The organism is Dactylosporangium sp. NPDC049140, from assembly GCF_040648435.1.
Genome location: NZ_JBEZDS010000033.1, coordinates 85443 through 112063, shown reverse-complemented (window position 1 = coordinate 112063; position 26621 = coordinate 85443). Strand labels below are relative to the sequence as shown.

The 26621-nt window shown below is 73.4% G+C and carries 24 protein-coding genes; 18 read left to right on the top strand and 6 right to left on the bottom strand.

The window, feature by feature from the left end; genetic code table 11:
- Position 1: 1 nt before the first annotated feature.
- The 8 genes from AB0B76_RS38780 to AB0B76_RS38745 all read left to right on the top strand — a co-directional run bounded on the left by AB0B76_RS38780 (position 2) and on the right by AB0B76_RS38745 (position 9928).
- Positions 2 to 1963, top strand: coding sequence for a TIGR03960 family B12-binding radical SAM protein (locus AB0B76_RS38780; RefSeq protein ID WP_360385044.1), 1962 nt, complete (start codon positions 2 to 4; stop codon positions 1961 to 1963).
- Positions 1956 to 2780: a TIGR03936 family radical SAM-associated protein gene (locus AB0B76_RS38775; RefSeq protein ID WP_360385042.1), complete on the top strand. Its 825-nt coding sequence runs from the start codon at positions 1956 to 1958 to the stop codon at positions 2778 to 2780. The genes AB0B76_RS38780 and AB0B76_RS38775 overlap by 8 nt, the downstream gene beginning before the upstream one ends.
- 171 nt (positions 2781 to 2951) lie before the next feature.
- The gene (locus AB0B76_RS38770; RefSeq protein ID WP_360385087.1) at positions 2952 to 5918 is read left to right on the top strand and encodes an Rne/Rng family ribonuclease; all 2967 of its coding nucleotides are present in this window, start codon (positions 2952 to 2954) and stop codon (positions 5916 to 5918) included.
- A 128-nt stretch (positions 5919 to 6046) separates the two neighbouring features.
- Positions 6047 to 6361 carry a 50S ribosomal protein L21 gene (rplU, locus tag AB0B76_RS38765; RefSeq protein WP_345136130.1) on the top strand — a complete coding sequence of 105 codons (315 nt, stop codon included), beginning with the start codon at positions 6047 to 6049 and terminating at the stop codon, positions 6359 to 6361.
- Positions 6362 to 6371: 10 nt separating this feature from the next.
- Positions 6372 to 6629: a 50S ribosomal protein L27 gene (gene rpmA, locus AB0B76_RS38760; protein WP_360385040.1), complete on the top strand. Its 258-nt coding sequence runs from the start codon at positions 6372 to 6374 to the stop codon at positions 6627 to 6629.
- Between the two features lie 136 nt (positions 6630 to 6765).
- Positions 6766 to 8220, top strand: coding sequence for a GTPase ObgE (gene obgE, locus AB0B76_RS38755; protein ID WP_360385038.1), 1455 nt, complete (start codon positions 6766 to 6768; stop codon positions 8218 to 8220).
- A 69-nt stretch (positions 8221 to 8289) separates the two neighbouring features.
- The gene (locus AB0B76_RS38750) at positions 8290 to 8751 is read left to right on the top strand and encodes a GNAT family N-acetyltransferase (protein ID WP_360385036.1); all 462 of its coding nucleotides are present in this window, start codon (positions 8290 to 8292) and stop codon (positions 8749 to 8751) included.
- A gap of 28 nt (positions 8752 to 8779) precedes the next feature.
- Positions 8780 to 9928, top strand: a complete 1149-nt coding sequence (locus tag AB0B76_RS38745) for a hypothetical protein (protein ID WP_360385034.1) — start codon at positions 8780 to 8782, stop codon at positions 9926 to 9928.
- On the opposite strand, the gene trpS is transcribed toward AB0B76_RS38745, so the two are convergent.
- Positions 9861 to 10886, bottom strand: coding sequence for a tryptophan--tRNA ligase (trpS, locus tag AB0B76_RS38740; RefSeq protein WP_360385032.1), 1026 nt, complete (start codon positions 10884 to 10886; stop codon positions 9861 to 9863). The two genes, AB0B76_RS38745 and trpS, sit on opposite strands and share 68 nt — an antisense overlap.
- Before the next feature lie 499 nt (positions 10887 to 11385).
- Between trpS and AB0B76_RS38735 the strand changes: the two genes are divergently transcribed.
- A complete protein-coding gene (locus AB0B76_RS38735; protein ID WP_360385030.1) occupies positions 11386 to 11916 on the top strand; it encodes a hypothetical protein in 531 nt (176 codons plus the stop codon).
- Positions 11917 to 11939: 23 nt separating this feature from the next.
- Here the strand turns inward: AB0B76_RS38735 and AB0B76_RS38730 are convergent, their stop codons facing one another.
- Entirely contained in the window at positions 11940 to 12158 is a 219-nt protein-coding gene (locus AB0B76_RS38730; RefSeq protein WP_360385029.1) for a DUF397 domain-containing protein, read from the bottom strand.
- A gap of 79 nt (positions 12159 to 12237) precedes the next feature.
- Between AB0B76_RS38730 and nadD the strand changes: the two genes are divergently transcribed.
- The 8 genes from nadD to holA all read left to right on the top strand — a co-directional run bounded on the left by nadD (position 12238) and on the right by holA (position 19177).
- Positions 12238 to 12831 (top strand): nicotinate-nucleotide adenylyltransferase, encoded by a 594-nt coding sequence (gene nadD / locus AB0B76_RS38725; RefSeq protein ID WP_360385027.1) that lies wholly within the window; start codon positions 12238 to 12240, stop codon positions 12829 to 12831.
- A gap of 106 nt (positions 12832 to 12937) precedes the next feature.
- The gene (gene rsfS, locus AB0B76_RS38720) at positions 12938 to 13321 is read left to right on the top strand and encodes a ribosome silencing factor (RefSeq protein ID WP_360385025.1); all 384 of its coding nucleotides are present in this window, start codon (positions 12938 to 12940) and stop codon (positions 13319 to 13321) included.
- Positions 13318 to 13917, top strand: coding sequence for a histidine phosphatase family protein (locus AB0B76_RS38715; protein WP_360385023.1), 600 nt, complete (start codon positions 13318 to 13320; stop codon positions 13915 to 13917). The genes rsfS and AB0B76_RS38715 overlap by 4 nt, the downstream gene beginning before the upstream one ends.
- Before the next feature lie 62 nt (positions 13918 to 13979).
- Positions 13980 to 14360: a hypothetical protein gene (locus AB0B76_RS38710; protein WP_360385021.1), complete on the top strand. Its 381-nt coding sequence runs from the start codon at positions 13980 to 13982 to the stop codon at positions 14358 to 14360.
- A gap of 40 nt (positions 14361 to 14400) precedes the next feature.
- Entirely contained in the window at positions 14401 to 15264 is an 864-nt protein-coding gene (locus AB0B76_RS38705; protein ID WP_360385019.1) for a DegV family protein, read from the top strand.
- A gap of 52 nt (positions 15265 to 15316) precedes the next feature.
- Positions 15317 to 15943, top strand: coding sequence for a ComEA family DNA-binding protein (locus AB0B76_RS38700; RefSeq protein ID WP_360385017.1), 627 nt, complete (start codon positions 15317 to 15319; stop codon positions 15941 to 15943).
- A complete protein-coding gene (locus AB0B76_RS38695) occupies positions 15940 to 18195 on the top strand; it encodes a ComEC/Rec2 family competence protein (protein WP_360385015.1) in 2256 nt (751 codons plus the stop codon). The genes AB0B76_RS38700 and AB0B76_RS38695 overlap by 4 nt, the downstream gene beginning before the upstream one ends.
- Positions 18196 to 18199: 4 nt before the next feature.
- Positions 18200 to 19177 carry a DNA polymerase III subunit delta gene (gene holA, locus AB0B76_RS38690; protein WP_360385085.1) on the top strand — a complete coding sequence of 326 codons (978 nt, stop codon included), beginning with the start codon at positions 18200 to 18202 and terminating at the stop codon, positions 19175 to 19177.
- A gap of 1290 nt (positions 19178 to 20467) precedes the next feature.
- Here holA and rpsT read toward each other — a convergent pair.
- From rpsT to AB0B76_RS38675, 3 genes are all read right to left on the bottom strand, one after another.
- Positions 20468 to 20737: a 30S ribosomal protein S20 gene (gene rpsT, locus AB0B76_RS38685; protein ID WP_360385013.1), complete on the bottom strand. Its 270-nt coding sequence runs from the start codon at positions 20735 to 20737 to the stop codon at positions 20468 to 20470.
- Between the two features lie 499 nt (positions 20738 to 21236).
- A complete protein-coding gene (locus AB0B76_RS38680; protein ID WP_360385011.1) occupies positions 21237 to 21986 on the bottom strand; it encodes an ABC transporter ATP-binding protein in 750 nt (249 codons plus the stop codon).
- Between the two features lie 2 nt (positions 21987 to 21988).
- Positions 21989 to 24820 carry an FtsX-like permease family protein gene (locus AB0B76_RS38675; RefSeq protein ID WP_360385009.1) on the bottom strand — a complete coding sequence of 944 codons (2832 nt, stop codon included), beginning with the start codon at positions 24818 to 24820 and terminating at the stop codon, positions 21989 to 21991.
- 56 nt (positions 24821 to 24876) lie between these two features.
- On the opposite strand from AB0B76_RS38675, the gene AB0B76_RS38670 reads away from it, so the two are divergent.
- Positions 24877 to 25464 carry a PadR family transcriptional regulator gene (locus AB0B76_RS38670; protein WP_360385007.1) on the top strand — a complete coding sequence of 196 codons (588 nt, stop codon included), beginning with the start codon at positions 24877 to 24879 and terminating at the stop codon, positions 25462 to 25464.
- Here AB0B76_RS38670 and AB0B76_RS38665 read toward each other — a convergent pair.
- Positions 25453 to 26568 carry an FAD-dependent oxidoreductase gene (locus tag AB0B76_RS38665; RefSeq protein WP_360385005.1) on the bottom strand — a complete coding sequence of 372 codons (1116 nt, stop codon included), beginning with the start codon at positions 26566 to 26568 and terminating at the stop codon, positions 25453 to 25455. The two genes, AB0B76_RS38670 and AB0B76_RS38665, sit on opposite strands and share 12 nt — an antisense overlap.
- Between the last annotated feature and the right edge of the window lie 53 nt (positions 26569 to 26621).

Here is a 26621-nt window from a genome sequence, read left to right as displayed (position 1 = left end):
CGTGAGTGTGACGAGCGTCTTCCCCAGACTCGAGCGACTGCTGCCCCGGATCAGCAAGCCGATCCAATACGTCGGCGGTGAGCTGGGCGCGGTCGTGAAGGACTGGGACGCCGTCGCCGTGCGCTGGGTGCTGTCCTACCCCGACGCCTACGAGGTCGGCCTGCCCAACCAGGGCGTGCAGATCCTCTACGAGGTGCTCAACGAGCAGCCCGACGTGCTCGCCGAGCGCACCTACGCGGTGTGGCCCGACCTCGAGAAGCTCATGCGTGAGGAGGGCGTGCCGCAGTTCACCGTGGACGCGCACCGGCCCGTCACCGCGTTCGACCTGTTCGGCGTCTCGTTCTCCACCGAGCTGGGCTACACCAACCTGCTCACCATGCTCGACCTGGCCGGCATCCCGTTCGACGCGCGCGAGCGGGATGCCCGGCACCCGATCGTGGTCGCCGGCGGCCACGCGGCGTTCAACCCGGAGCCGATCGCCGACTTCATCGACGCCGCCGTGCTCGGCGACGGCGAGGAGGCGGTGCTCGAGATCACCGCGATCGTGCGCGCGTGGAAGGCCGAGGGCGAGCCCGGCGGCCGCGACGAGCTGCTGCTGCGGCTGGCCCGCACCGAGTCGGTGTACGTGCCGCGCTTCTACGACGTGGACTACCTGCCCGACGGGCGCATCCAGCGGGTCGTGCCCAACCGCGCCGACGTGCCCTTCCGGGTGCACAAGCGCACCACGATGGACCTCGACGCCTGGCCGTACCCGAAGAAGCCCCTGGTCCCGCTGGCCGAGACGGTGCACGAGCGCTACGCGGTGGAGATCTTCCGCGGCTGCACGCGCGGGTGCCGCTTCTGCCAGGCCGGCATGATCACGCGGCCGGTGCGCGAGCGCAGCATCACCACCGTGGGGCAGATGGTCAAGGAGGGGCTGGAGTTCTCCGGCTTCCACGAGGTCGGCCTGCTCTCGCTCTCCTCGGCCGACCACTCCGAGATCGGCGACATGTGCTCGGGGCTCGCGCAGCAGTACGAGGGCACCAACGTGTCGCTGTCGCTGCCCTCCACGCGCGTGGACGCGTTCAACGTGACGCTCGCCCAGGAGCTCTCCCGCAACGGGCGGCGCACCGGCCTCACCTTCGCCCCCGAGGGCGGCTCGGAGCGGATCCGCCAGGTGATCAACAAGATGGTCACCGAGGAGGACCTGATCCGGACCGTCGTCACCGCGTACACCAACGGGTGGCGGCAGGTGAAGTTGTACTTCATGTGCGGTCTGCCCACCGAGACCGACGACGACGTGCTGCAGATCGCCAAGCTCGCGCACGAGGTCATCCGGGCCGGGCGCGCGGCGACCGGCTCGCGGGACATCCGCTGCACGGTGTCGATCGGCGGGTTCGTGCCCAAGGCGCACACGCCGTTCCAGTGGGCGTCGATGGCGGAGCCGGAGGTCATCGACCGGCGGCTGAAGGCGCTCAAGGAGGCCATCAACTCGGACCGCTCGCTCGGCCGGGCGATCGGCTACCGGTACCACGACGGCGAGCCCTCGCAGGTCGAGGGGCTGCTCAGCCGGGGCGACCGGCGCGTCGGGGCGGTCATCCGGCGGGTCTGGGAGTCCGGCGGGCGCTTCGACGGCTGGTCGGAGCACTTCTCCTACCAGCGCTGGGTCGACGCGGCGGCCGAGGTCCTGCCCGGGTACGGCGTGGACCTGGGCTGGTACACCACCCGCGAGCGCGAGCAGCACGAGGTCCTGCCGTGGGACCACCTCGACTCCGGCCTGGACAAGGACTGGCTCTGGCAGGACTGGCAGGACGCCATGACCGGCTACGAGCAGGACGACTGCCGCTGGACCCCGTGCTTCGACTGCGGCGTGTGCCCCAGCCAGGACACCGAGATCCAGATCGGCCCGACGGGCCGCAAGCTGCTGCCGCTCACGCCGGTCGGCGGGCTGCGGGTGCCCGGTTCGGGGGTCGGGCATGGCTAAGCGCCAGCCGGAGTCCAACCAGGACCCCGTCGTGCAGCGCATCCGGCTCCGGTACGCCAAGCGGGGCCCGCTGCGCTTCACCTCGCACCGCGACTTCGCCCGCGCCTTCGAGCGGGCGCTGCTGCGGGCCAACGTGCCCATCGCGTACTCCCAGGGCTTCACCCCGCACCCGAAGGTCTCCTACGCCTCCGCGGCGCCCACCGGGGTGGCCAGCGAGGCGGAGTACCTCGAGATCGGCCTGCGGGCCGCGGTCGACCCGGAGGAGCTGCGCCGGGCCCTCGACGCGGCCCTCTCGCCCGGCCTCGACGTGCTGGCGGCGGTCGAGTCGCAACTCAACGGCGGGGGCAGCCTCGCCGACCGCATCGACGCGTCGAGCTGGCGCATCGAGCTGCCGGGGATCTCGGGCCACGACGTCGCGCCGGCCGTGCGCGCCTTCCTCGACGCGCCCGAGGTGCTGGTGGATCGCCTCACCAAGCAGGGCCGCCGGACCTTCGACACGCGCTCCGCGGTGGTCCGGCTCGACGCTTCTGATCTTGAAATTCTGTCGGATTCCGCCAACGGTGACCTACCTTCCGAGGTCACCGACATACCGTGTGCGATACTCGACCTTGTCGTGCGGCAGGTGACCCCGACCGTGCGACCCGACGATGTGCTGTCCGGTCTGCGCGTTGTGGCCGACCTGGAGCCGCCGGTTCCGCCCCGTGCGACCCGACTGGCTCAGGGAGTGCTGACCGAGCAGGGTGAGCTCGTCGATCCGCTCGCCCTGTCGGGCGACGTGGATCGGCCGGCGGCCTTCGTTGGGACTTCGTTGCAGTAGACGACGGGTGAACCGCCAGGTGGCGGGCCGCCGGTCGCCGTGCGCGAGGTTGGCAGACTTTCGGCGGATCGTCCGTGTGAGCGGATACCTCCGCCGGCACAACATATATTCGGCGCCCCCGTGTGGCTGCGTGCTACGCGCCCGGGTGTGCCAGAACTGGAGAACGTCCGCATGTTCGACAACGAGTCGGCGAGCGGCGAGACCACCGGCGATGAGCCGGTGGCTGCTGCCGCAGCCAGCGAAGACGAGACCACCGCCCCGGTCCGGCGCACGCGTCGCCGGACCACCAAGGCGGCCGCCGAACCGGCGGCCGACACCCCGGCCGTAGAGCCGGAACCCTCCGCTGCGGCCGAGGAGGAGCCCGCGCCCCGGACCACGCGCCGGCGGCGCAAGGTCGCCCCGGCCGCCGAGGCCGACGAAACGGGCGAATCCGGCGAGTCCGGACAGCAGGCGCTGCCGCTGGACGAACCGCCCGTGCCGGTGAAGGCGACGCGGACCCGGCGCACCCGGGCCAAGGTCGTCGAGCCGGAGCCCGAGCCGGAGCCCGAGCCGGAGCCCGAGCCGGAGCCCGAGCCGCTGCCCGTCGTCGAGGAGATCTCGGCCGAGAACGACGAGGAGCCGCTCGGCGACGAGTTCGCGGCCGAGGAGGCCGAGCAGGACGCCGACACGCCCGAGGAGCTCGAGCCCCTGGTCGTGGAGGAGCCGCCGGCCCGCCGCGGCCGCCGCGCCGCCCCGCCGGTGCAGCTGCTGTTCATGCCGCCCAGCGAGCAGGCCGTGCCGGCCCACGGCTTCGCCGAGGAGGCCGCCGACGAGGAGCCGGTCGGCCGCGGCCGCCGGCGCACGCCCGCCCGGGCCGCCGCCGTCGAGGAGCCGGTGGACGAGGTCGCCGACGAGGAGCCCGTCACGCGGGGCCGCCGGCGCACGCCCGCCCGGGCCGCCGCCGTGGCCGAGGACGTGGTCGAGGACATCGCCGACGAGGAGCCGGTCGGCCGCGGCCGCCGGCGCCGCCGGGGCCGGGCCGCCGACGAGGCGCCGGTCGAGGCGGTCGAGGCGCCGGTCGAGACCGACGAGGTCGAGGGCGACGAGGACGAGGACGAGGACGAAGAGGGCTTCGAGGGCAGCGGCCGGCGCCGGCGCCGGCGGGGCCGCCGCGGGCGCGGCCGGGGCCGCGGCAACGGCGGCGACGAGTTCGACGAGGGCGAAGAGGGTGCCGAGGCGGAAGCCGAGGAAGGCGCCGGCGAGGAAGAGGCGGAGGCGTCCGCCGACGACGAGGGCGACGACGACGGCGAGGGCCTGACCCGGCGCCGGCGCCGCCGCCGGCGCAAGGGCGCCGCCGACACCGAGGCCGCCGACGACCCGCACGTGGTCGTCAAGATCCGCGAGCCGCGCACCGCCGTCCGCGACGAGGTGCAGGGCGTCTCCGGCTCGACCCGGCTGGAGGCCAAGCGCCAGCGCCGCCGGGACGGCCGCGAGCAGCGCCGCACCCGCCCGCCGATCCTCAGCGAGTCGGAGTTCCTGGCCCGCCGCGAGGCCGTCGACCGCACCATGGTCATCCGGCAGAAGAACGACCGCACGCAGATCGCCGTGCTCGAGGACAAGGTGCTCGTCGAGCACTACGTCACGCGGGCCTCGTCGAGCTCGATGGTCGGCAACGTGTACCTCGGCCGCGTGCAGAACGTGCTGCCCAGCATGGAGGCCGCGTTCGTCGACATCGGCCGGGGCCGCAACGCGGTGCTCTACGCCGGCGAGGTCAACTGGGACGTCACCGGCCTCGAGGGCCGCACCCGCACCATCGAGCAGGCGCTGAAGTCGGGCGACTCGGTGCTCGTGCAGGTCACCAAGGACCCCATCGGCACCAAGGGCGCCCGCCTCACCAGCCACATCGCGCTGTCCGGCCGGCACCTGGTCTACGTGCCGCACGGCAACGCCTCCGGCATCAGCCGCAAGCTCTCCGACGTGGAGCGCAAGCGGCTGCGCGACGTGCTCAAGAACCTCGTGCCCGACGGCGCCGGCGTGATCGTGCGCACCGCGGCCGAGGGCGCCTCCGAGGACGACCTCGAGCGTGACGTGAAGCGGCTGCAGGCGCAGTGGGAGGCCATCCAGGAGAAGTCCACCGGCAGCAGCGCGCCGGCCCTGCTGTACGAGGAGCCCGAGCTCGTCGTGCGGGTCGTGCGCGACCTGTTCAACGAGGACTTCCGCGACCTCGTCATCCAGGGCACCGACGCCTACGAGTCGGTCGCGCCCTACCTGTCGCACGTCTCGCCCGACCTCGTCGACCGGGTGCGCCGCTACACCGGCACCAACGACGTCTTCGCCGACCTGCGCATCGACGAGCAGCTGATCAAGGCGCTGGACCGGCGGGTGTTCCTGCCCTCCGGCGGCAGCCTGGTCATCGACCGCACCGAGGCGATGACCGTCATCGACGTCAACACCGGCAAGTACACCGGCGCCGGGGGCAACCTCGAGGAGACGGTCACCCGCAACAACCTGGAGGCGGCCGAGGAGATCGTGCACCAGCTGCGGCTGCGCGACCTCGGCGGCATCATCGTCATCGACTTCATCGACATGGTCCTGGAGTCCAACCGCGAGCTGGTCCTGCGCCGGCTGACCGAGTGCCTGGGCCGGGACCGGACCAAGCACCAGGTCACCGAGATCACCTCGCTCGGCCTGGTGCAGATGACCCGCAAGCGGGTCGGCCAGGGCCTGCTGGAGGCCTTCAGCGAGACCTGTGAGGTCTGCAAGGGCCGGGGCCTCATCATCCACACCGAGCCGATCCCGGAGAAGCGCAGCGGCGGCCAGGGCGGCGGCGGTGGTGGCAACGGCCACGGCCACGCGGTGTCCAAGGTCGCCTCGGCCGCCGCCTCGCCCGGCGTGACCACCGGGGTCGAGGAGGCCGACGCGCCCGCGCCGCGCAGCCGCCGCCGGGGTCGCCGCGGGTCCACCGCCGTCGCCGAGGAGGCGCCGGCGGAGGAGGAGACCGCGCAGGCCGGGGCGGACGCGCCGGAGGATGCGGAGTACACGCCGATCGCCTCCGACGACGATCCCGACAACGTGGACGAGGACGAGGACGAGGCGTCGGGCAACGGCGCCCGCCGTCGCACTCGCCGGGGTGGCGTCCGGCGCCGGACCCGCCCCTGATTTGGGGAGTACGCCCTGAGTGGCGTACTCTCTCCAGAGCGCACTTTCGTGCGCGGGGTCTTTTGCGTGCCTGTTGCGGCACACACCCGACCAGCCCGCCAGAGCTCTACGACAGGAGTCCGCGTCCCATGTACGCGATCGTCAAGACCGGCGGCAAGCAGTACAAGGTCGCCGAGGGCGATGTGATCGAGGTCGAGAAGCTCGCGGGCGAGCCGGGCGATGCGCTGACGCTCTCCGCTGTCCTGCTTGTCGATGGGGAAGATCTCATCACCGATGCGGCCAAGCTTGCCAGCGCGGCGGTTACCGCCGAGGTCGTTGCGCACACCAAGGGTCCGAAGATCCGGATCCACAAGTTCAAGAACAAGACCGGCTACCACAAGCGCCAGGGTCACCGTCAGCCGCTGACCCAGGTGAAGGTCACCGGCATCTCCACCGGGAAGTAGGGCAAGCGCGATGGCACACAAAAAGGGTGCGTCCAGCTCGCGGAACGGGCGCGACTCCGCCGCCCAGCGGCTCGGCGTGAAGCGGTTCGGTGGCCAGCTGGTCAACGCGGGTGAGATCATCATCCGCCAGCGCGGCACCAAGTTCCACCCGGGCGACCTCGTCGGCCGCGGTGGCGACGACACGCTGTTCGCGCTCGCCCCGGGTCACGTGACCTTCGGCACCAAGCGCGGCCGCAAGACGGTCAGCATCACTCCGGCTGCGGTCTGATTTCGTCGTTTGTCGGGCCCCGGTCCGATTCGTCCGCGCGAAGCGGCACTGAATCGGACTGGGTGACCTCACGGCGGGCAGGGGCATATTTGTCCCTTGCCCGCCGTTGTTGCTTCTTTGTGAAAGGTGTTCCGCGGTGACCTCGTTCGTTGACCGGGCCGTGCTGCACGTGAAGGCCGGCGACGGCGGTCACGGCTGCGTGTCCATCCACCGGGAGAAGTTCAAGCCGTTCGGCGGCCCCGATGGCGGTGACGGCGGCCACGGCGGCAGCGTCACGCTGATCGTCGACCCCGGCGTGCACACCCTGCTCGACTTCCACTTCCACCCGCACCAGAAGGCCCGTAACGGCAACGGCGGGGCCGGCAACGACCGCGACGGGGCCAACGGCGAGACGCTCGAACTGCGGGTGCCCGACGGCACCGTCGTGCAGAGCCTCGACGGCGAGGTGATCGCCGACCTCGTGGGCGTCGGCACCAAGTTCGAGCTGGCCCGGGGCGGCCGGGGCGGGCGCGGCAACGCCTCGCTGGCCAGCACCCGGCGCAAGGCCCCCGGCTTCGCCGAGCTCGGCGAGCCCGGCGAGCAGCTCGACGTCGTGCTCGAGCTCAAGAGCGTCGCCGACGTCGGGCTCGTCGGGTTCCCCTCGGCCGGCAAGTCGTCGCTCATCGCGGCGATGTCCGCGGCCCGGCCCAAGATCGCCGACTACCCGTTCACCACGCTCGTGCCCAACCTCGGCGTCGTGCAGGCCGGCGAGCAGACCTACACCGTCGCCGACGTCCCCGGGCTCATCCCCGGCGCGGCCACCGGCAAGGGGCTGGGCCTGGAGTTCCTGCGGCACATCGAGCGCACCGCGGTCCTCGTGCACGTGGTCGACACCGCGGCGCTGGAGACCGAGCGCGACCCGGTGTCGGACATCGACGCGATCGAGGCCGAGCTGACCGCGTACGGCGGCCTGGAGGACCGGCCCCGGCTCGTCGTGCTCAACAAGATCGACGTGCCCGACGGGCGGGACCTCGCCGACATCGTGCGGCCCGAGCTGGAGGGGCGCGGGTTCGCCGTGCACGCGATCAGCGCCGTCACCCACGAGGGGCTGCGGGAGCTGACGTTCGCCGTGGCCGAGCTGGTCAAGCAGCACCGGCTGGCCGCGCCGCCGCCGGAGCGCACGCGGATCGTGCTGCGCCCGGTCGCCGTCGACGACACCGGGTTCACCATCGACCGCGACGCCGAGGGCGTGTACGTGGTCCAGGGCGGCGCGCCCGAGCGCTGGGTGCGCCAGACCAACTTCGACAACGACGAGGCCGTCGGTTACCTCGCCGACCGCCTCGCCCGGCTCGGGGTCGAGGCCGCGCTCAAAAAGGCCGGCGCGGCGCCCGGAGACCCGGTTCGCATTGGCGTCCGCGAATTCGATTGGCAGCCGAACGTGTTCGGCGAGGAGGAGTTCGTGCCCGGCAACCGGGGCACCGACTACCGCGTCGAGGACCCGAACAAGCGAATCGGGGCGGCCGAGCGCAAGGCGTTGCGGGCCGCGCGGCGCAAGCGATACGAGGATTCGCCGGGGGCAACCGTCGTCGAGGATGACGACGACGACTTTTAGCGTCGCCCGCAACGCGAATTGCCCGTTGAGTGAAACATCGGGGAAATCGGGGTTGCGTACGGTCGATGCATGTTGATCGAGCAACGTCCATCGGACGACTCGGAGGTGAGCGCGCTCGTCGTCGACCATCAGGTCGAGCTGCAGGCGCGCGACGGTGGCCCCGAGGGCCAGGCGATCATCGTCGACCCGGCCGCCCGCTACCTGGTGGTGGTCACCGGCGGCAGCGCCGTGGCCTGCGGTGCGCTGCTCCCGGTCGACGTCGACGCGGCCGAGGTGACCGGGCTGTACGTCCGGCCGGCGTACCGGGGCCGCGGCCTCGGGCGCCGGATGCTCGCCGCGCTCGAGGACCTCGCCGCCGCGCGGGGGCACCGGGTGGTGCGGTTCCGGGAAACATCTGGACGGTGGCGGGAGTCGAGCCGATTGTACGAATCGGCCGGTTATCGACCGATTCCGTCGTATGGGCCGTCCGTACACACCCAGCTCAGCCTGTGTTACGAAAAACTCGTGATTGACCCCGAGGCCATCGCGTAGGGGCTCGGCTGGGGCTAGTGTCGCTTCGGTGGGCATCCTCGAGCGGCTGACCCGACCGGCCCGATCACCACGGGAGCGCTTCGCCGGCCAGGTGCTGGCCGAGCTGCGCAGACTCGGGTTCACCGACGCAGAATTCCGCCCGACCCAGTTCGCCATCGTCTGCGAATGCGGCCAGGACGCGTACAGCACACTTTTCCTGTCGAAGGCCTTCTCGCAGTACCAGCGCAGTCACGGGGACCGGAAACAGTTCGTGCGGGAGTTCGTGGCGCACAGCCTCGCCCCGCCCGTGCAGCCGGCGAGCTTCGCCGACGCCCTGCCCGAGCTGCGGCTCGCCCTGCGCCATGCCGCCCGCGGCACCCGCACGCTGCGCCGCCCCGCCTTGCCGCACCTCGACGAGGTCGTGCTGGCCGGGGACGTGCCGCTGGACATCGAGAGCCCGGCGCGCTGGGGGGTGAGCGCGGAGGAGATCTTCGCCGCGGCCCACCACCGCACCCTCGCGCGCGCGGACCTGCCCGCGTCGGCGGGGTTCTTCGGGCCGTCGGTACTGCACGTGCCCGACTACGGCGGCGAGCAGCTGGTCTCGTGGGTGCTGCTGGAGGGCTGGCTGGCCGAGCTCGACGAGCAGGTCGGGGGCCGGGCCGTGGCGTTCCTGCCGAGCACGCTGATGCTGCTCGTGTGCGCCGACGAGCCGCGCCTGGTCGAGCAGTTGTACGAGCTCGCCGCCGACGAGTACGTGCGCACGCCGAGGCCGCTGTCGCCGATGGCGTACACGACCGACGACGACGGGCGCGTGGTGCCGTTCCTGCCCGATCGGGGCCACCCGGCGTACCCGGCCGCCGCCCGGTCCGCCCGGCGGCTCGCCGTGGACGTCGCCGAGCACCAGCGGCGCACCCTGGGCGATCCGCGGCTGGCCGAGGCCACCCTCGCCGCCCGGCCGGACGGGTCGGCGTTCACGTCCGCCCAGTGGGCGGTCGGGACGCCGGCGCTGCTGCCCGCCGTGGATCTGGTGGGCGTGTCCGTGCCGGGCGAGAAGGTGTTCCACGTGCCGTGGGCGCTGCTGGTCGAGGCCGATCTGGTGCTCGAGGAGATCGACTACCGGCCCTCGCGCTTCAGCGTGGTGCCGACGCCGTCTCCGGCGTCGCTCGGGTACCTGCGGGAGCGCGCCGTCCGCTGGTGAGTCCCATGGCCTCGCGGACCCGCCGCACCGTCGCGTCCGCGCGCTCGGCGGCCCGCTCGGCCCCCAGGGCCAGCGCCTCCTCGATGTCGTCCCCCGTGAGCGCGTAGTAGCGCCGCTGGAGCGGCTCCAGCAGGGCGATCACGGCGTCGGCGACGCCGCTCTTGAGGGTGCCGTAGTTGGGGTAGTCCCGCGCGATCCGGACCGGATCGCCGCCGGTGGCCACGGCGAGAATCTCCAGCAGGTTGGACACGCCCGGCTTGGTGTCCGGGTCGTAGGCGACCTCGCCGCCCGTGTCGGTGACCGCGCGCATGATCTTGCGGCGGAGCACGTCCGGCGGGTCGAGCAGGAACAGCACCCCGTTGGCGGAGGTGTTCGTCTTGCCCATCTTGGCCGTCGGGTCGGCCAGGTCCGCCAGGCGCGCGGCCACGGCCGGGTGCGTGGCCCGCGGCACGGTGAAGACGGGGCCGTGGCGCTCGTTGAAGCGCAGGGCGAGGTCGCGGGTGAGCTCGACGTGCTGGCGCTGGTCGCGGCCGACCGGCACCTCGGCGATGTCGTGCAGGAGGATGTCCGCGGCCATGAGCACCGGGTAGGTCAGCAGCGACAGACGGGTACCGCTGCCGCCGCCCTTCTCCTTGAACTGGATCATCCGGTGCACCTCGCCGTAGCTCGCGACGCACTCGAGCAGATAGTGCAGCTCCGCGTGCGCGGGCAGGTCGGACTGGCGGTAGAGGACCGTGCGTGCCGGGTCCACCCCGGCGGCCAGCAGCAGGCCGGCGACCTGCAGCGAGAGCTCGCGCAGGCGCCGCGGATCGTGCGGGACGGTCAGGGCGTGCAGGTCGGCCACGAAGACGGTCGTGGGCCGGTCCTGGCCCTCGACGACCGGGCGGATCGCCCCGACGTAGTTGCCGAGCTGGAGCGGGCCGGTCGGCTTGAAGCCGGAGATGCGGCGATCGGACATGGGACTCGTTCCTCCTGGGCTGGGGAGCCGCCGGGTCCCGGGCGGTGTCGAATGCACCAAAGAGGCCGCCCGGATTCCGGGCGGCCCTGGTGGTCTGTTCGGGGTTGTCGCGATGCGCGAGTCCTGGCCGCCCCTAGGGGGCGCGCCAGCTGTTCGTGCGGACGGTGCGCTGCGACATGCCGACGAGCATAGCAGGCGTTTTGGCGGCCGATAGCACGCGGCGTGGCGGGTGTCAAGGGGGCGCTGCTGGCCCCTCCCAAGCGGCGTTTTCTGGTGTTCGCTGAGGGGTGGCGGGGATGGCGTCAGCGGGGGAGGTACCAATGCGGAATTTTGAATTTTCTGAGGATCGGGCCTGGCTGCGGCTGGAGTGCCCGGGATGCCGGGGGTGGCTCGGCGTTCCGGCGACCGTGCCGCGAGGACCAGCGGCCGAACGGGTGGCGCGGCGGATCGACGCGTTCACCCACCGGCACCGCGCATGCGGGCGGCGGCCGTGATGCGGATGCGGCAGTTCCGGCTGCTCGTGGCCGGGGAGATGGCCGAGGCGGCGGCGGACGCGCTGTTCGGGCGGGCGGACGACCTGTGCGTGGAGACGCTGCCGGTGGGCGGGTCGCTGCCGGTCGTGCCGAGCCTGCCGCCCGGCGACGGGTCGGTCGCGGCCTGGGTTTCGTGGGTGGCGTTCGACCGGGCCGCGCCCACGTTCATCGACGCGGTGGTGTCCGGGGTGCGCGATCTGGACGCGGCGGGGCTGGGGATCGCGGCGGCTCTTCCCGACGACTCGCTGGTCACCGCCGAGGTCGTGGCGGAGCGGGTCGGGTGGGCCGTGGAGGCGGTGCGCGACCGGTTGCCGGCGCCGGTGGGGGCGCATCCGCGGCGGCCGGTGTTCGACTGGGGGGAGGTGCTGGAGTCCGGGTCCGGCTTCGCGTCATTGGTTGACGAGGAGGCGGCGCTGGAGGCCGTGTCGCTCGCGCTGCGGCTGCGGGGGCTCGCGCCGCGGCTGGAGCGGATGGCGGCGATTCGGTCGTTGCTCTGATTTTGCTCGACGTGGCGGGCCGCCTAGACGTCGAACTCGCCGTCTTTGGCGCCCGCCACGAAGGCGTCCCACTCGTCCTGGGTGAAGACCAGGATCGGGCTGCCGGGGTCGGCGCCGTTGCGCAGGCCGATCAGGTCGTCGACGAACGCCACCTCGACGCGGCTGCCGTGGCTGTCGCCGGGGGCCGAGCGCCACACGGCGCGGCTGTTGTCGAAGTCGCCCTTGGGGTGGGACATCGTCATGCGCGTCACCGTACCGCTTCGTCCCGGGGTGACGCTGCGCACGTCCCCCGTTCGCACTTTCGATCATTACGATGCGGTGATGCGTGTTGGCATCATGGGCGGCACCTTCGATCCGATCCACCACGGTCACCTGGTGGCGGCCAGCGAGGTGGCCGACCGGTTCGGGCTCGACGAGGTGGTGTTCGTACCGACCGGGCAGCCCTGGCAGAAGAGCGAGTTCGCGGTCAGTCCGGCCGAGGACCGGTACCTCATGACCGTCATCGCCACCGCCTCCAACCCGCGGTTCATGGTCAGCCGCGTGGACATCGACCGGGCCGGCCCGACCTACACCGTGGACACGCTGCGTGACCTGAGCGCCGCGTACGGTGCCGAGGCCGAGCTGTTCTTCATCACCGGCGCGGACGCGCTCGGCAAGATCCTGTCGTGGAAGGACGCCGCCGACCTGTTCGAGCTGGCGCACTTCGTGGGGGTGACCCGGCCCGGGTTCGAGCTGAACGCCTCCCACCTGCCGGCCGACCGGGTCAGCCTGGTGCAGGTACCGGCGATGGCGATCTCCTCCACGGACTGCCGCCGGCGGGTCGAGGACGGCAAGCCCGTCTGGTATCTGGTGCCCGACGGGGTGGTGCAGTACATCGCAAAGCGGGGTTTGTACCGAAAAGTCGGAAACATCTGAGGGGCGGAATGTCATACCCGCGTGAGAGGCTGGAACAAGCCCGGTGAAACTGGCCGGTCCTCCGACGAAGGAGGCGTAGTCAACATGGTTCTACGAAGGGAGACCGGTGCCTGCCACTGACCGTGCCCGCGAGCTGGCGCTCACCGCCGCGCAGGCGGCGGCCGACAAGAAGGCCGAGGACATCGTGATCCTCGACGTGGCCGACCAGCTGGTGATCACCGACGCGTTCCTGCTGGCCTCCGCGCCGAACGAGCGACAGGTCCTGTCGATCGTCGACGCCATCGAGGAGCAGCTCGCGCTGCTGCCGGAGAAGGCCAAGCCGGTGCGGCGCGAAGGGGAGCGCGGAGGGCGGTGGGTGCTGCTGGACTACATCGACATCGTGGTGCACGTGCAGCACACCGAGGAGCGCGAGTTCTACGCCCTGGACCGGCTGTGGAAGGACTGCCCGCAGATCGAGTTCGTCGATCGCGATCTTCCCGCGACCGCATGACGCTGCTCGTCCTGTGGCGGCACGGCCAGACCGAGTGGAACGCGGCCCGGCGGATTCAGGGGCAGACCGACACGCCGCTGTCCGCGGTCGGGGTCGAGCAGGCCGCCGAGAGCGCACCGCGGCTGGCCGGGCTGCGGCCGACCGTGCTCGTCTCCAGTGACCTGCAGCGGGCCTCGACCACGGCCGGCGCGCTGGCCGCGATCACCGGGCTGACCCCGGCCTACGACCCGCGGCTGCGCGAGCGCGGGTTCGGGGAGTGGGAGGGGCTCACGCACCCCGAGGCGACCACGCGTTGGCCGGAGGCGTTCGCCCGGTGGCGGCGCGGCGAGGAGGTCGACGACGCCGGCGTCGAGGAGATCGACGCGGTGGCGAAGCGGATGGCCGCCGCGATCCAGGAGACGGCCGACGCGGCCGGGCCCGACGCGGTGATCGTGGTCGCGACGCACGGGGCGGCGGCGCGGTTCGCGACCGTGGCGCTGCTGGGCTGGCCGCTGCTGTACGCGCCGATGCTCGGGGCGCTGCACAACTGCCACCGCACCCATCTGCGGCACGATCCGGTGCGTGGCTGGATGCTGGACGCCCACAACCTGCCGTAGGCGCCCACAACCTGCCGTAACCGGCTCGGAACCGTCGGGCTGGGTCTAGCGTCGAAGGTGTCATGAGGTTCGTAACGCTGATCGTCGGGGCGGGGCTGGCCGTGGCCGGGCTCGCCGGGTGTGCTTCGACGGCGGAGCCGGTCACGGCGCCGCCGCCGTCCATCGTGCCGCCGGCGCCCTCGGCCGTCGTCCCGTCCGCGCACCCGTCGCTGACCCTCGGCTCCTCCCAGCCGCTCATCTCGGTGCGCGGCACCGTGAAGGACGGCATCGAGCCCGGGTGCATGCTGCTGACCACCGACAAGCAGACCTACCTGCTCGTCGGCGGCGACCGGGCGGCGCTGAAGAGTGGTGCGACGCTTACCGTCTACGGCACGCCCGAGCCCGAGCTCATGAGCACCTGTCAGCAGGGCACGCCGTTCCGCGTGAGCAGGGTGGAGAACTGACGGATTCCAGGCCGGTGGGGCGATCCGCTACCGTGCGGTCATGACCCGCCCGCACCCCGCCGTCGCCGTGGTCACCGACTCGACCGCATACCTGCCGCCGCTGCCGGCCACCGCCGGCGCGCTCACCGTCGTGCCGCTCGCCGTGGTCGTCAACGGCGTGCCGGGCCTCGAGACCGTCGACATCGACTCCGCCACGGTCGCCGAGGCGCTGAGCGCCCGGCGGGTCGCCGTCACCACGTCACGGCCGTCGCCGGAGGCATTTGCCCAGGTGTACCGCAAGCTGTTCGACGACGGCGCCCAGGCCGTGCTGTCCGTGCACCTGTCGGCGCGGCTCTCGGGCACGTACGACGCCGCCACCCTGGCCGCCGCGGACTTCGACGGCCGGGTCGAGGTCATCGACACCGAGTCGACCGGGATGGGCCTCGGCTTCCCCGCGCTCGCCGCCGCCGACGCGGCCGCGGCCGGGGGCACGCTCGCCGAGGTGCGCGCGGCGACGGAGGGGGCGGCGGCGCGTACCACCACCCTCTTCTACGTCGATACGCTGGAGTTCCTGCGTCGCGGCGGCCGGATCGGCGCGGCGGCCGCGCTGCTGGGCACCGCGCTGTCGGTGAAGCCGATCCTGCACACCACCGACCAGGGCGTCGTGGTGCGCGAGAAGGTACGCACGGCGAGCCGCGCCCTGGCCCGGCTGGCCGACATCGCCGTGGAGTCGGCCGGCACGTCCGACGTCGACGTCGCGGTGCACCACCTCGCCGCCCCGGACCGGGCCGACGCGCTGCTCACGACGCTCAAGGAGCGCCTCGGGGAGCGGCTGCGCGGGGCGTACCTCACCGAGGTCGGCGCCGTCGTCGGGGCCCACGTCGGGCCGGGCATGGTCGCGGCGGTTATCCACAGGGTCTCCTGAGTTATCCACAGGGGGTCCGCAGGCCGCTCCGGGCCGGCCTAGCCTCCGTGGCATGGTTACCGAGCTCCCTCCAGACGACGAATATCCCTGGGACGAAACCTTCCGGGAGCGCCGAAGACCCATCGCCGCCTTCGATCCGGGGCGGCGCGGGGTGCGGGTGCTGCTGGTCGTGGCCGGGGTCGTGGTGTGCGTCTCGGCCGGGCTGGTCTGGTTCTCGCGGCCGCACGTGACCGCGGCCCCTTCCGCCGCCGTCGAGGTCTCCGGCCAGCCCTCGGCGCCGGCCCTGCTCGTCGTGTCCGTCGCCGGGAAGGTCCGGCGCCCCGGGCTCGTGCGGCTGCCCGCGGGGTCGCGGGTCGCGGATGCCGTCGAGGCGGCGGGCGGGATCCTGCCGGGGACGGACATCACGGGCCTCAACCTGGCGCGCAAGGTCGTCGACGGGGAGATGATCGCCGTCGGGGTGCCGGCCGTTGCCGCCGGCCCCGGGTCCGGCCTGGTGAACCTCAACAACGCCTCGGTCGCCGACCTGCAGAAGCTGCCCGGGATCGGGGAGGTGCTGGCGGAGCGGATCGTGGAGTACCGGGAGGCGCACGGCGGCTTCCGGGCGGTCACCGACCTGCGGCAGGTCGAGGGCATCGGCGACGCCAAGTTCGCGCAGCTCAAGGACAAGGTCACGGTATGAGCGCCGACCTGCGCCTGGTCGGGGCGGCGCTGGGGTGCTGGTGCGCGGCGATCGGCTCCCTCTTCCTGCCCGCACGGGGCGGCTGGGCGCTGGCTCTGGTCGCGCTGCTGGTGGTGGCCGCGATGTTCCGCGGCTCGCGGTGGATCGTCGCCGCGGTGGCGGCCGGGGTGGCGTGCGGCGCGGCGGCCACCGCGGCCCGGGTGGGGGAGCGCGACGCCGAGCCGCTGCGGGGGCTCGCCGCACGGCACGCGACCGTGCGGGTCGGGCTGGAGATCACCGATGACCCGCGGCTCGGGCGGAGGTCCACCGTCGTGGTGCCCGCGCGGCTCGACTGGGTCGTCGTCGACGACCGGCGGATCGCGATCTCGGCCCGGGTGCTGGTACTCGCCCGCGATCGGGGGTGGCTCGGGCTCCTGCCGGGGCAGCACGCCGTCGCGCCGGCCCGGGTGTCGCTGCCCGACGGCGGGGACCTGCGGGCCGCGCTGCTGTCCGTGGACTCCGGGCCGCAGCTGGTCGGGGCCGCGCCCTGGGTGCAGCGGGGGGCCGGCGTCCTGCGGGCGGGGCTGCAGCGGGCCTGCCGGGGGCTGCCGGCCGAGCCGGGCGGGCTGCTGCCCGGGCTCGTGGTCGGCGACACCAGCCGGCTCGATCCGGCGCTGGCCGACGACTTCAAGACGACCGGGCTCACCCACCTGACCGCCGTGTCCGGGGCCAACCTCGCGATCGTCGTCGGGCTGGTGCTCGCCCTCGTGCGGTGGTGCCGGGCCGGGCCGCGGGTGGCGGCGCTCGTGTGCGTGCTGGCGCTGGCCGGGTTCGTGGTGCTCGTGCGGCCCTCGCCCAGCGTGCTGCGGGCCGCGGCCATGGGCGGGCTGGCGCTCGTCGCGCTCGCGCTGGGCCGGCCGCGGGCGGCGGTGCCGGCCCTCGCGGCCGGGGTGCTCGGGCTGGTCGTGTTCGACCCGGAGCTGGCCGTGGACGCCGGGTTCGCCCTGTCGGTGCTGGCCACCGGCGGGCTGGTCCTCATCGCGCCCCGCTGGACCGAGGCGCTGCGGCGACGGGGATGGCCGCGGGTGGCGGCCGAGGCGCTCGCCGTGCCGGCCGCGGCCCAGGCGGCGTGCGCACCCGTGATCGCGGCGATCTCGGCGAGCGTCAGCCTGACCGCGATCCCGGCCAACCTGCTCGCGGCGCCCGCGGTCGCGCCGGCCACGATCGCCGGGATTCTGGCCGCGGTACTGTCGCCCGTCCTGCCGTCCGTGGCCGCGTTCGCGGCCTGGGTCGCCTCCTGGCCGGCCCGCTGGCTCGTGGCGGTCGCCCATCGCGGCGCCGGCGTGCCCAACGGGCTGCTGCCGTGGCCCGGCGGGGCGGCCGGCGGACTGCTGCTCGGGGCGCTGCTCGCCGCCCTGCTCGTCGGGTTCCGGTGGCCCGTCGTGCGGCGCTGGGTGCTCGTCGCGGCGGTCGCCGCCGTCCTCGGGGCCGTGCCCGTGCGCTTCCTCGCCGCCGCCTGGCCGCCGCGCGGGTGGCTCGTCGTGGCCTGCGACGTCGGGCAGGGCGACGCGCTCGCGGTGGCGGCCGGGCCCGGCGCGGCCGTGGTCGTCGACGCCGGCCCGGAGCCCGACCCGGTCGACGCGTGCCTGCGGCGGCTGGGCGTTCGGCGGGTACCGCTGCTCGTCATCAGCCACTTCCACGCCGACCACGTCGGCGGCCTCGACGGGGTGCTGCGCGGCCGGGCGGTCGACGGCCTGCTGGCCCCGGGCTTCGCCGAGCCGGCCGCGGCCCGCTCGGCGGTGCTGGCGCACGGCATCCGGGCGACGGCGGGGGCGCCCGGCTCCGCGCTGGCCGTGGGTTCGCTGCGGATCGAGGTGCTCGGGCCGGTGCGGCCGCTGACCGGCACCCGGTCGGACCCGAACAACAACTCGCTCGTGCTGGCGGTGACGTCCGCCGGGTTCCGCATCCTGCTGACCGGGGACGCGGAGACGGAGGAGCAGCTCAGCCTGCTGCCGGCGGACCTGCGGGCCGACGTGCTCAAGGTCGCGCACCACGGGTCCGCGTACCAGTCCGAGGAGTTCCTGGCGGCGGTGCGGCCGCGGGTCGCGCTGGTCAGTGTCGGGGTCGGCAACGACTACGGGCATCCGAGCCCGGTCGTGCTGGCGCGGCTGGCGCGCGGCGGGGCCCGGGTCATGCGTACCGATCAGCAGGGGGACCTGGCCGTGGTGCGCGACGGCTCAGGGCGGCTCGCCGTGGTGGGCCGCCGTGCGTGACACGATGGGCCGCGTGTCGAATCTTCCGCACCTTCGCCTGGTGATCGGCGACGAGGAGCTGCTCGTCTCCCGCGCCGTCGCCGAGACCATCGCCGCCGCCAAGGCCGAGGAGCCCGACACCGAGGTGCGGCAGCGGCCCGGCGGGGAGCTCGTCGCCGGGGAGCTGGCCGAGATGCTGAGCCCGTCGCTGTTCGGCGGGCGGCGGGTCATCGTCGTGGTCGACGGGCAGGACGCGAAGAAGGACGTGGTGGCGGCGCTGACGGCGTACGCGAAGGCGCCCGAGGACGACGTGGTGCTGGTGGTCACCCACGCCGGCGGGGCCAAGGGCAAGGCGCTCGCCGACGCGATGAAGGCGGCCGGCGCCGACGTCGTGCCCGCCCCGAAGATCGGCAAGCACCGCGAGCGGGTCGACTTCGTGCGCAACGAGATCCGGCGGCAGGGCGGCAAGATCGGCGACGATGTGGCCGAGGCGCTGCTCGCGGCGGTCGGCAACGACCTGCGCGAGATCGTCGCGGCCTGCTCGCAGCTCGTCGCCGACACCGGCGGGCGCATCGACGTGAAGACCGTCGCGCAGTACTACAAGGGCCGTGCCGAGGTGTCCGGCTTCACCGTCGCCGACGCCGTGATGGTCGGCGACACGGCCGCGGCGCTGGAGGCGCTGCGGTGGGCGCTGCACGTCGGCGTCGACCCCGTGCCGATCGCCGACGCCATCGCCGACGGGGTCCGGACCGTCGCCCGGGTGGCCGCCGCCGGCAAGGGCAACGCATATCAACTCGCCGGAAGTTTGGGAATGCCTCCGTGGAAGGTCGAACGCGCGCAGCGCCAAGCCCGTGGCTGGACGGCCGAGGCGCTCGTTGATGCCATGCGAGCGGCTGCAGAGTGCAACGCCGCCGTGAAGGGTGGATCTGATGACCGCGGCTATGCGCTCGAGCGGGCGGTGTTCGCAGTGGTCGCTGCGCGCGGTGGAGGTATAGGACGATGACGACGAGCAACGGGTTCGCGTAACAGGCACCGCTCTACGTACGTGCGCTGCGACTTCGGCACCTGCACGTGGGCGGGTTCGTGAGTTTCCTGCTGTTCGAGTGCATGATCGCCGCCGGGGGTGCTGCTGGCGCTGGCGGAACTGGTCAGCTGGTGGGCGGTGCCGGTACTGCCTACCGTCGTGGCGATCATGGTGAAGGTCAACGACATGGTCATCGGCGGGTCCGAGCGCGCCCGGGCCATGGCGCGCGGAGGTGATCGGGGTTCATTCGATCGGGCGTCATCCACCCGGGTGAATCGGATGACCGCACCGACGAGACGGCCTCGGTTCCCCGGCGTACCACGACCGCGCTCGATCGGGCCGAGATGACCCGGGCTCGGACCGCGACCCGCTCCGGGGCTGGGACCGACGTCTCCGCCGGGGCCCGGGCTGGGGCCGGCGCCGTTACCGGGGCGCGGGCCGGGGCTGTTACCGCGGCTCAGGCTGGGACCGCTTCGGGGGCGCGGGCCGGGGCCGACGCCACGGCCGGGGCGCACGCCTCCGCCGGGGCCGACGTCTCGACCGGGGTCGCGACCTGGCAGCGCGCGGGGAGGCCTACCGCGCCGGGTATGACAACGGCGCGGGGTACGACAGCGGCTCTGGGGAGCACCGGCGGTACGACGAGGAGCCGGAGACCGGGGCGCACTCGCGGGACGACACGCAGCCGCTGAACCGGGAGACGACCGGGCGGCATGCGCGGCAGCAGCCACCGAGGCGGCGGCGGTCGGAGGACACCGACGGCAATGTCACGCCGGGGCACTTCGCGACCGGGCGGCATGGCCGATCGGGGCTGACGGTCGGAGGACGAGATGGCGCGGCAGCGTACCGGTGGGATCAACCAGGGGCGGTTCGCCAGAGTCCGGAGCTTTGTGCCGCCGGCGCGTCTCGAGGGTCGGCAGGTAACCGGTAAATCCGATTTATCCGGCGCGTGAGTGCCGGTGGATGTGGCCTTGGAGGGCCGGCGAGATTCGTCTCCCGCTGTTCCAAGGCCACTTTTTTGCTGCCGCGATCGGGGGCCGCCAGGGGAGTGCCGCGGAGGGAGGCCGGCGTGCGCGGTGTGGGGCCGTGGCCATGCAGCGGGGTCGTCTGCCCGGCGAACAGGTCAGGTGGGGAATCCGGAGGCCGGTCGCGCGCATGGGCACGTGCCGGGCTGACGACCGAGCTGGGCGTTCGCATCAGGGCACGGCGAAAGCGCCGCTCCACGGCTGTGGGCGGCGCTTTTCGCAGGGCTGAAACTGCGGTCCGCGAAGGTCAGGCGGACGTCAGGTCGTGCAGCTTCTTGGTGATCGCCGACTTGCGGTTGGCGGCCTGGTTCTTGTGGATCACGCCCTTGCTGGCGGCCTTGTCCAGCTTGCGGGAAGCGTCACGCAGCAGCGCGGCGGCGGTCTCGTTGTCGCCCGCGGCGCTCGCCTCGTGGAACTTGCGGATGGCCGTCTTCAGCGACGACTTCACCGACTTGTTGCGCAGGCGGCGCTTCTCGTTCTGCCGGTTGCGCTTGATCTGGGACTTGATGTTCGCCACGCGACAGCCTCGTCTTGATAGCTCGGGTTGGATTCCTTGAGCGCACGGCACGACGGCGCGTCACCTAGCGCGATGAATCAGGCTACCAGGTCACCTCGCAGCCAGCCAAAACGGGCCGCGTTTGTCCGGCACCCAATGCACGCCGTCGGGCGCCGGGGCATCGAAGACGAGGTCCAGGGCGGTCGAGACGTTCCTCGCCCCTTCGGCCGGTGTGGCGATCCCCAGCCTGCCCGATGCGCACAAAGCCGCGAACGCGCCGGGCGGACGCTCAGGGGCAGTAGGCCGGCAGGCGGACGACGAAGGTGGTGCCCGGAGCGGGCGGCGAGCCGCACGAGGCCGTCGACCGGGGCCGACGAGGAGCTCAGCAGAAGGCAGGCGCGGTGCAGGGCACGCAGGCGTTCGGGCTGCGTGAGCACGCCGGTATCAAGCTGCGGCCATACCACCCCCGACCCGCAGGCACGTAAATTCGACCGTACCGCGAAAAGGGGTAAAAACCGACTTAAAGCCGCAGCTGGGTGGCGCGCGCCAGGGTCGACTCCGGGGGCTCGCCCGACGTCAGGTCGATGTCCTCCTCGATCCGGCCGTCGCCGAGGCGGATCAGCCGGTCGCAGCGGGCCGCGATGTGCTGCTCGTGGGTGGCCAGCAGGACGGTCATGCCGCGCTCGTCGCGCAGGTCCAGCAGCAGGTCGAGGATCTGCGTGCCGTTGGCCGAGTCGAGGTTGCCCGTCGGCTCGTCGGCCAGCAGCAGCCGGGGCGAGCCGATGAGCGCCCGGGCGATCGCCACCCGCTGCTGCTGGCCGCCGGAGAGCTGGGCCGGCAGCGACCGTTCCCGGCCGGCGAGCCCGACCGCGTCGAGCAGTTCCCGGGCGCGGGCGCGTTTGTCGAACCCGACCTTGAACGGCAGGACCGGGGCGATCACGTTGTCCAGGGCGGTGAGGGCGGGCAACAGGTGGTACCGCTGAAACACGAAGCCGACCGTCCGGCGGTACTCGCTCAGACGGCGCCGCCGCAGCGCCGTCACGTCCACCCCGTCCACGACGATCGTCCCCGCGTCGGCCGACTCGATCGCCCCGACCAGGTGCAGCAGGGTCGACTTGCCCGAGCCGCTCGGCCCGGTGACGGCGGTGAAGCTGCCCGCGGCCACCTCCAGCGTCAACTCGTCGGCGGCGACGATGTCCGGCCCGCCGGTCGAGAAGCGCTTGGTGAGCCCCGTGACAGCGAGCGTGGCTCCGGCATTGTCGGCGGGCATGGTCACTCCTCGGCGAGCAGGCGGGCGGTGGGCAGGCGCTGGAGCAGCAGCGCGGGGACGATCGCGGCCGCGGTGGCCACCAGCGCGCCGGCCGCGAGCGCGGCGAGCGCGGTCCAGACCAGGCCGGCGGTCACGGTGCCGACCAGCCAGGCCGCGCCGCCGAGGCCGAGCCCGGCCCCGAGCGCGGCGAGCGCGGTCCAGACCAGGCCGGCGGTCACGGTGCCGACCAGCCAGGCCGCGCCGCCGAGGCCGAGCCCGGCCCCGAGCAGGCCGCCGAGCACGCCGATGCCGAGGCCCTCGGCGGCGACCAGGCGGCCCAGGGCGCCGGAGGTCCAGCCGGTGGCACGCAGCGTCGCGAGCTCGGCCGAGCGGTCGCGGATGTTGAGGTACAGCACGTCGGCGACGGCGAGGGCGCCCAGCAGTACCGTGGCCGCCACCGCGACCGCGTCGACCGAGCGCACCTGCAGCGACACCGCGTCGCCCAGCAGCGTGCCGACGATGGCGCCGTGGAAGGCGAAGGTGATCGCGCCCAGCACCGTGGCCGCGGTGATCCCGATCGCCAGCGCGCACGCGCCGAGCAGGGTCCGCCCGGGCACCCGCAGCAGGTTGCGCAGGCCCAGCCCGATCGGCCCGCGCGGACGCCCGGCCCGCCGCGGCCGGGACGCGACGGGCCGCAGCCCCTTCGCCGGACGCGCCCGGGCGGCGGAAAGCGCCGGCAGCAGCCCGGCCAGAAGAGCCAGAAGCAGCGCTATCGGTACCGCCAGCAGCGCCCGCCCCCACGGCACGCGCACGTCGAGCAGGTACCCGAGCGGCGCCGCGAGCAGCATCGTCCCGGCCCCCGCGACCAGCCCGATCGCGGCGACCTCGCCGAGCACGGCGCCGAACACGCGCCGGGCCGGCCAGCCGAGCGCGGTGAGCGTCGCCAGCTCGGTGCGCCGGTCGCGGACCCCGGCCGCGACCGCGTTGGTGAGGAACAGCGCGCAGACCACGAGTACCAGGACGAACAGCACGACGCTCTTGCGGTCCACGGCGCTGACGATCGCCGCGGCGACCCCCTTGCGGGTCCACAGCTCCGACAGCCGCAGCGCCGGGCGGCCGAACTTGCCCGCCGAGATGTCCACGGCCTGCGGCTGGGGCGACGAGCCGTACGTGATGTCGACGTCGAGCCCGGTCGCGGCGGCGATGCGCTCGGCGACGACCCGCACCCGCTCCCGCGCGGCCGCGTCGAAGCCGTGCACCCCGGCCACCCGCACGCGCACCGCGGAGACTGGGGCCTTGCGCGCGGTGCTCAGCCCGAGCGTCTCGTAGAGCTGGTCGAGCAGGGCGAGGCTGGTCAGCAGGGTCGGCGGGGTGGCCAGGTAGCCGGCCGGGTTGCCGCCGGGCCGCAGCGCGCCGCCGCCGAGCAGGTCACGGGTGCGCTGGTCGCCTCCGGTGGCCTCGGGGGCCTGATAGGTCTCCATCGGTACCTTGCTCAGCGGGTCGAACGTCTGCACCCGGCTCGGGTCGTAGACGCCCGAGACCTGGGCGTAGCCGAGCTTGCTGGACTGCGCGACGGTGCGGTACGAGGTGTCGTAGAGCTGCCACGGCAGGTGGACGCCCTCGATGTCCTTCACCCGCCACGCCTCCGGGTTGGTCGCGACGGGCACCGCGCTGAGCGAGCCGTCCGGCGCCTCGACGTAGTCGACGCCGCCGACGCGCATGAACGGGTCGAGGAAGATCTCGTCCCCGACGGCCTGCGGGCGTGACTGCACCGCCCGGGTCTCCAGGTTCGGGCCCGTCATCGCGTCGAGCGCGGCCAGGGCGTGCGGGGGCGTGTCGCCGGGCGGCGGGGCGCTCAGGGGCACCCGGCTCAGGCCGATGCGCAGGCTGTTGTCCGGGTAGGGCCGCTCGACCGAGAGCACCGGCACGATCGGCTCGTTGACCGGCGCGGGCGCCCGGCCGAGGGAGTCGGTGGGGCCGAGGTAGTGCCCGGCCGTGAGCGTCCGGTCCAGGCCGACCAGCCGCGCCTCGGCCGCGGGGTCGACGGCGGCGAGCAGCATCGGCGTCTTCCAGGTCAGCGTCACCGAGGCCGTGTCCGTGGTCACGACCTGGTCGGCGAGGTCGCCCATCGAGCCCTGCTGGAACCGGCCGTCCGGCAGGAGCTGCAGGATGGTGAGCTGGGCGCCCTGCAGGTCGCTCATCAGGTTGCTCATCTCGCCCACGTCGATCCACTGGCAGACCGGCGCGCCGTCCTCGAGCACGGCGATCGAATCGTCGCAGAGCTCCGCGCCCGGGCGGACCGAGCCGTCGCTGAACTGGATGCCCGACGAGCTGGCCCCGTTGAGCTTCGGCCAGGCGAGCCGGTGCTTGGTGACGTACAGGAACTCGGCCCGGCCCTGCGCGCTGCTCAGCCCGTGGTCGGCCAGGAACGTGCGGTCGACGCGGATGAGCTGGCGGTCCAGCGAGCGGTCGACCAGGGCGGTGACGTCCACGGAGGCGAAGCGGGTCTGGTTGGCGTAGCCGACCATGGCGATCGGCGCGGCCACGTCGACGCCGTCGAGGGCGGCGATCCGGGCCGCCTCGTCGGCGGTGATCCCGCCGTAGATGCCGCTGAGGGAGTTCGGGCGCACCTTCTGCCGATCGTCCTCCAGGTGCGTGCGGGTGCCCTTGGGGCGCACCAGCACCTGGTACGCGGCGTCGGCGCTGCGGTCGACCTCGCCGGTCACCTGTAGCCGGGCGGTGTCGGTGGCGCCGGTGAGCACGGTGAAGCCGGTGGTGGCCACGAGCACGCCGAGCAGGAGCGCCACCGACCGGCCGCCGCGTCCCCGTAGATGCGCCCAGATGAATGGGATCACGCGCCCTACTCTGGACTACTGCATTGTGACAATGCAAGGGGGTAGAATCTCGGGGCATGCCGATCCATCACGCGGTGCTGTCGCTGCTGTCGCACGGGCCGAGCTACGGCTACGAGCTCAAGGGCGCCTTCGAGACGGCGGTCGGCCCCCAGTGGGGCCCGCTGAACATCGGCCACCTGTACCAGATCCTGGACCGGCTCTCCCGCGACGGGATGGTGGTGTCGCAGCGGCACGCCCAGGCGATCAAGCCGGACCGCGTGGTCTACGAGATCACCGACGCCGGCCGCGGCGAGCTGCGGCGCTGGCTGGGCGAGGCGTCCCCGCGCAGCGGCGGGTTCCGCGACGACTTCTTCCTCAAGGTGACGGCGGCGGCCCGCTCCGGCGACGCCGACACGGTGAAGACGGTGCTGACCCAGCAGCGCACCTATCTCATGCGCGAGCTGCGCAACCTCGACGGCCTGCGGCGCAAGGCGGAGGACCCGGTGGTGGCGCTGCTGCTCTCGGCGGCCACCCGCCACGTGGAGGCGGACCTGTCCTTCGTCGACGACGCCGACCGCGCCCTGCTGCGCACCCCGGGCGCCCTCCCCGCCGCCCCGCCGGTCCCCGATGCCGACGCGGCCGAGCGCCTGCGATCAGCGGGGTAGCAGCTTCTCGGCGCGCAGGCCGGGAATCTCGAACGGCTCGCCCAGCAGCTGGGCCGCGGCCAGGCGCGCGAGGGCCGGGGCGGTCTGGATGCCGGTGCCGCCGAGGCCCGCGAACCAGTAGAAGCCGTCCTGCTTCGGGTCGGGGCCCAGGATCGGGTTGCGGTCGGGGGCGAACGTGCGCAGCCCCGCCCAGCTCGTGCGCACCCGCTCGAGCCGCAGCGTCGTCGCGGCCGTCACGCGCTCCAGGGCCACGCTCACGTCCTGGGGCGCGGCGACCGCGTCGGTGGGCGGGCTCGGGGTCTCGTCGGCCGCACAGATCAGCAGGCCGCCGCGCTCCGGGCGGAAGTAGTAGCGGTTCGCCACGTCCACGACCAGGGGCCAGCCCGGGCCGATGCCGTCCGCGGCCGCGATCGCGACCGTGCGGCGGTAGCTGGTCAGGCCGGCGACGGGCACCTCCAGGCGGGCCGCGACGGCGTCGGCCCAGGCACCGGCGGCGTTGACGATCCGCGCGACGGTCAGCTCGCCGCGGTCGGTGGTGACCGTCCACTCCGCGCGGGCCGGGTTCCAGACGCCGGACTCCAGGCCGACCGCGGTGCGCAGGACGGCGCCGGCGGCGGTCGCGCGGTCGCGGTACTGCTGCTGCAGCGCGTCCACGTCGACGTCCTGGGCGGTGCGCTCCACCGCGGCGCGGGCCGTGGCCTCGAGGCGCAGCGCGGGGCAGAGGGTCTGGGCGGCCGCCGGGTCGACGACGCGCAGGGAGGGGTTCGCGGTCAGCAGGTCGTTGAGCGCGCCGAGGTGGTCGGGGCCGGCGACCCAGACGAGCGGCCGGGCCCGCAGCAGCGGAGTGCCGGACTCGGCCCCGAGCGCGTCGAGGATGGCGTGCGCGGCCCGGGCGAGGGCGCGCTGCTCCGGGGAGCCGAGGCTCTCCGAGAAGGCCGCGATCGAGCGTCCGGTCGAGTGGTACGCGAACTGGTTCTCCCGTTCGAGCAGCACGATGCGCAGCTCCGGGCGCAGGCCGCCCGAGCGCTCCACCATCCGGCCATCCAGCTCGGCGAGCTCGGCGGCGAGGGACAGGCCGGCGACGCCCCCGCCGATGATCGCCACGTCTGCGCGTTCGATTGTCCAATCATTGCAGGGCCGGGCCCGATATCGCAGGG

What these genes read in the sequence shown, in the direction of transcription:
- AB0B76_RS38775 (WP_360385042.1), top strand. Translation starts at nt 1,956, where the DNA reads ATGGCTAAGCGCCAGCCGGAGTCCAACCAGGACCCCGTCGTGCAGCGC.
- AB0B76_RS38770 (WP_360385087.1), top strand. Translation starts at nt 2,952, where the DNA reads ATGTTCGACAACGAGTCGGCGAGCGGCGAGACCACCGGCGATGAGCCG.
- rplU (WP_345136130.1), top strand. Translation starts at nt 6,047, where the DNA reads ATGTACGCGATCGTCAAGACCGGCGGCAAGCAGTACAAGGTCGCCGAG.
- rpmA (WP_360385040.1), top strand. Translation starts at nt 6,372, where the DNA reads ATGGCACACAAAAAGGGTGCGTCCAGCTCGCGGAACGGGCGCGACTCC.
- AB0B76_RS38750 (WP_360385036.1), top strand. Translation starts at nt 8,290, where the DNA reads ATGTTGATCGAGCAACGTCCATCGGACGACTCGGAGGTGAGCGCGCTC.
- trpS (WP_360385032.1), bottom strand. Translation starts at nt 10,886, where the DNA reads ATGTCCGATCGCCGCATCTCCGGCTTCAAGCCGACCGGCCCGCTCCAG.
- AB0B76_RS38735 (WP_360385030.1), top strand. Translation starts at nt 11,386, where the DNA reads ATGCGGCAGTTCCGGCTGCTCGTGGCCGGGGAGATGGCCGAGGCGGCG.
- AB0B76_RS38730 (WP_360385029.1), bottom strand. Translation starts at nt 12,158, where the DNA reads ATGACGATGTCCCACCCCAAGGGCGACTTCGACAACAGCCGCGCCGTG.
- nadD (WP_360385027.1), top strand. Translation starts at nt 12,238, where the DNA reads ATGCGTGTTGGCATCATGGGCGGCACCTTCGATCCGATCCACCACGGT.
- AB0B76_RS38715 (WP_360385023.1), top strand. Translation starts at nt 13,318, where the DNA reads ATGACGCTGCTCGTCCTGTGGCGGCACGGCCAGACCGAGTGGAACGCG.
- AB0B76_RS38710 (WP_360385021.1), top strand. Translation starts at nt 13,980, where the DNA reads ATGAGGTTCGTAACGCTGATCGTCGGGGCGGGGCTGGCCGTGGCCGGG.
- AB0B76_RS38705 (WP_360385019.1), top strand. Translation starts at nt 14,401, where the DNA reads ATGACCCGCCCGCACCCCGCCGTCGCCGTGGTCACCGACTCGACCGCA.
- AB0B76_RS38700 (WP_360385017.1), top strand. Translation starts at nt 15,317, where the DNA reads ATGGTTACCGAGCTCCCTCCAGACGACGAATATCCCTGGGACGAAACC.
- AB0B76_RS38695 (WP_360385015.1), top strand. Translation starts at nt 15,940, where the DNA reads ATGAGCGCCGACCTGCGCCTGGTCGGGGCGGCGCTGGGGTGCTGGTGC.
- holA (WP_360385085.1), top strand. Translation starts at nt 18,200, where the DNA reads ATGGGCCGCGTGTCGAATCTTCCGCACCTTCGCCTGGTGATCGGCGAC.
- AB0B76_RS38680 (WP_360385011.1), bottom strand. Translation starts at nt 21,986, where the DNA reads ATGCCCGCCGACAATGCCGGAGCCACGCTCGCTGTCACGGGGCTCACC.
- AB0B76_RS38670 (WP_360385007.1), top strand. Translation starts at nt 24,877, where the DNA reads ATGCCGATCCATCACGCGGTGCTGTCGCTGCTGTCGCACGGGCCGAGC.